The sequence below is a fragment of the Porphyromonas sp. HMSC065F10 genome (genome assembly GCF_001808555.1).
Taxonomy (GTDB): domain Bacteria; phylum Bacteroidota; class Bacteroidia; order Bacteroidales; family Porphyromonadaceae; genus Porphyromonas_A.
In genome coordinates this window covers 13779-16958 of the sequence record NZ_KV793800.1, presented here as the reverse complement: position 1 = coordinate 16958, position 3180 = coordinate 13779, and the positions used below count along the sequence as shown (strand labels likewise).

The 3180-nt window shown below is 58.1% G+C and carries 2 protein-coding genes; both read right to left on the bottom strand.

What is annotated here, in order from left to right; all coding sequences use genetic code 11:
* Window positions 1–104 precede the first annotated feature (104 nt).
* Window positions 105–1580, bottom strand: coding sequence for an OmpA family protein (locus HMPREF2890_RS06545; RefSeq protein WP_070466816.1), 1476 nt, complete (start codon window positions 1578–1580; stop codon window positions 105–107).
* A gap of 12 nt (window positions 1581–1592) precedes the next feature.
* Window positions 1593–2174: a DUF3575 domain-containing protein gene (locus tag HMPREF2890_RS06540; protein WP_070466813.1), complete on the bottom strand. Its 582-nt coding sequence runs from the start codon at window positions 2172–2174 to the stop codon at window positions 1593–1595.
* Window positions 2175–3180: the final 1006 nt, after the last annotated feature.

Below are 3180 nucleotides of genomic sequence, written 5' to 3'. Positions count from 1 at the left end.
GACAAGTCGGACAAGTCGGACGAGTCGGACGGCGCGAAGCCCTGCCTTACCCAGTGGGTGGACCTAACTGTCGGGCACCGCTGTGCCCGGCAGTGGGGGCTCTATCAGAGGCTCTCGATGAGCTTGCGGAGCTCGGCGAGGTTGTCGGCGGCACGCTTGTCGCCCTTGGAGACAGCCTCACTGAAGCACTTCTCCGCCTCGTCGTACTTGCCGGTGAGGGCAAGGGCGATACCGCGGTTATTCAGTGTCTCGGCGGTGGGTGCCTTCACCTGATCGAGTCGGGTGAGGGCTGCGGCGGCATTGCCTCCCTCCAGCTCGGCTGCGGCGGCGTTGGTCAGCGCGGCAGGCTCGCCGGGGAAGTACTTCTCGGCGATGGCGAAGACCTCCTTGAAGTCCTCACTGCCGACAGGATAGCTATTGGCGACGAGGTACATCTCGTTAAGGCTGAGGAGCTTCGGTGCGGTCTTGATCCGCTCGCGTGCCTCCTCGAGGTTGAAGCCCCGGACGGTGTAGCGGAAGGCGTAGTCCGTGCGGCGTACCTTGGCGTAGAGACCGTTGTCGGCCACCAGCTCGCGGAAGGGTGCACCGCCATTGAGGGTGCGAACCTTCGGGTCGCGGGCATCGCCACTGTAGTTGTCGATGATCTCCTGGAGGTCGGACTTGTAGGAGAGATCCGACTCGCGGATGAGCTTCTCCACACCTGCCCAGTCCTCACCACGTCCGGCGACGGACATATCGGAGCGCTTGATGCCGTGGGTGCGGCTGAGGTAGTCGGCAAAGGACTTAGCGCGGCGCTCGGAGAGTGCCTTATTGTAGTCCGCCTTGCCCTCGGGGGAGGCCCAGCCCTCTACGGTCATGCCGGTGAGGGTGATGTCCTTATTGTCCAGTACGGAGCGGACCTTGCTGTCGACGTCGTCGAGGACGGAGGCATTTTGCTTGTAGCCGCGGTCGATATTGTCCTTAGCCACGCGGAAGGAGATGGTGGCGGAGTACTTGTCAGCGCGGTTCTTGATCTTCTCTGCCACAGGTACCATATAGGAGGTGTGGTAGGTGGGTCGGTAGGGCTCAGCCTTGACAAACGGGGTGAGGAGCGTCATGGTGGCGGTGCCTCTGTCGCAGTCAGCGCAGCCGGTGAGCCACTCGTCGATGGAGAGGACGGCACCGCGCATGCCCTTGTCATAGGGGATGGTGGCGCTGTAGCGGACGGTCTGGGGGAGACCATTCTGCCGGCGGGTGATGCTCTGCGGACGGGCGGCGACGTAGTAGTCGGGCTTGTGACCGAAGTAGAGCTGACGGCTGAGCGCCCTGTCGCGCGTGCCACCGACGATATAGACCGGCTCGAGCACCTGCTCGTAGGAGCCGTCGGGCTGAGAGATTCTCGGGGTGAGGATGATGAGGTCGTTGCTGCTCACCTTGAGATCATCGAGGATGAGGTCGATGGTTAGGCTCACCTGACCGGCGGCCTTGTCGACATGGACGACCGGGGTTGCCTTGATCTGATCCAGGTGGCGTACCGGCTTCGCAGCGAAGGCGGTGAGAGCGAGGAGCGACAGGAGTGTCGTGGCAAATATCTTTTTCATACTATCCATGGATCAATTGAAGAAGTAGGTGAGGGAGAGCGTGGCGCGGGTGAGGCCGAAGTAGTCGTAGGTGCTCTCATCGAGGAGCGGACTGCAGACGGGGCACTCATACTTCTTGTAGGGAGTGCGTGCCCAGCCGCCACCGAGGGAGGCCTCGAGATTGAGGTGCTTCGAGAGGATCCACTGGTGACCGAGACTGAGACCGGCACCGTAGAAGTAGCCCTCGTAGCGGTGGTCCTTAAGGTTCTTCAGTCGGCCGACGGGGAGGTTGATGCCACCGATATTGTACTGGCCGTAGTGACCGTGGAGACCGATGAAGGTGCCATTGAAGACCTCGCAGAACCAGTAGCGGAGCTCCGGCTGGACGAGCCAGTGACGCACCTCGAGGGGCTTCTCAAACTTCCAGAGGTTACCACCACCATAGAGGTCAAGGGTCACCTTGGGACCCATGGCAAACTCCAGGGCGGCATTGGGAGAGCCCATGACAGCCCAGTGGAGGGCATTGGTCTTTAGGGCCACTTTCTGTGCCTGCACGCCGATGGCGGTTGCGAGCAGTAGCACCAGCGTTAAGACGATTTTTCTCATTTGCTTCATATTATAATATGCGTGTCATTGCATGCGAGCCGAGTCTATACGGACTATGATTGCTCGATATGCGATACCTTATCTACTACTAAAGTGGCATCCCGTCTGAATGCTCAACCTTGTATACAACTCGGTCCCATATCAAGTGGAACTCTTACATGTGACAAAGGTAAAGCTTTATTTATAACTTGACACACATTTACAAGCCTTACAAGAAAATCAAATCTGATAAAAGTCGGAAATCCCGCTTGTAGAGGGGGTTCTGGCGAAATGTTAAAATTAATACTTCTGACAATTCAGGATATTATCCCGCACTACATATAATACAAAACGCTGCCCAAAAGAATAACACCAAGGCGGGAGAAGGCGCTTCTGAAGTGAGATCTACGACAACTAAGCGGTAAAAAGTGAAAAACGTGCAGCCCTTGAGAAATAAGGGCGATCAGCGAGGTAGGTAATAAAAATAATAAATAAAGGGAAAGAGGGAGAGGAGACATCCCTATCGGACGAGTCGCGCTGACCTATCGGACGAGTCGGACAGCGCAGAGGGCACCTGCTCGCTTTTGGAAAATCCATCCACCTCAGCCGATCCGGGAGGTGCGGGGTTGCACCCCTTGTGGGTGCCCGCTTCGTAGCCACGGGTCGAGGGGCGCAGCCCCGATGACCCGTGGATCAGCCGGAACATACATCCTCGACCCCTTGTGGGTCGCAGAGGGTCCGGATGACCGAACGAGTAGGCGTGGAATTTTGGGGGTCGTCGCTATCGGTCAAATCTAATACCGATATTAGTGATCTCTAATATCGGCATTAGTGATCACTAATACCGGTAAAAGAAATAGCCCCCTCCAGACCGGGGTATCGGACGGGTCGGGCAAGTCGCACTGTCTTATCGGACATATCGCGTTGTCTTATCGGACGGGTCGGACGAGGTGGACGAGTCGGACAGCGCAGATCGGCGGTGCACCCGAGCCGGAGAGGGCCAGGCAGCGCAGATCGGCGGTGCACCCCTCCGGGG